The following is a 605-nucleotide window of genomic DNA, read 5'->3' as shown; positions in this document are numbered from 1 at the left end:
GCTTCCTCATCTATGGCTTCCCATACGACACATTCTAAGGCGTGATTATAGCACTCTAGTGCTTCTTCTCTTAATAATCCTAATGAATGTGGGGTTATATCTGTGTGAAATAATCTATCATTATCTATACTCCATTTATAGAGTTGATAATACATATAGCTATTTTCTGGTATCTTTTCTCTCATAAGCTCTTGGACTATTTTATTACATTCTTGTATTTCTTTTCTACTCTCATCTCCTCCTTTTAAAAATGCTTTTTTAAAGAGGAGTTGAGAGAGTTTCACTCCTGCTTTGAGATATTGTTCTTTATACGCTACTCTTAGATTATGGAGTATGTCTTGTTGAATTTTAGAATCTAAATTATTAAAATCTATCTTAGAATAAGATTCTAGAATCTTATTTGCTTTATCATAAGTCCTTTTAGCTGTATCACTTATCCTATCACTGAATTTGTATGGTTCATAATCTACATTGACATAAGGAAAGAGAGTTGATTTAAGCTCACTCTTTCTTACTATCATTTTTCTTTGTTCTTTATAGCTTAGCTTTATAAAAGCTTCTTTTTCTTCTTTACTCCATTTGATACCATTGCCATTGGGAGAAGG

1 protein-coding gene is annotated in these 605 nt (G+C 31.2%); it reads right to left on the bottom strand.

Translation table 11 applies throughout. The features are described from left to right. Positions 1–605 (bottom strand): hypothetical protein (locus tag CQA53_RS12945; RefSeq protein ID WP_220272102.1); only part of this gene is annotated, 605 nt, incomplete at both ends.

Source organism: Helicobacter didelphidarum (assembly GCF_003364195.1).
GTDB classification, from domain to species: Bacteria; Campylobacterota; Campylobacteria; order Campylobacterales; family Helicobacteraceae; genus Helicobacter_A; species Helicobacter_A didelphidarum.
The sequence above is the reverse complement of the archived record's forward strand: the minus strand, read 5'-3'. Positions and strand labels throughout refer to the sequence as shown.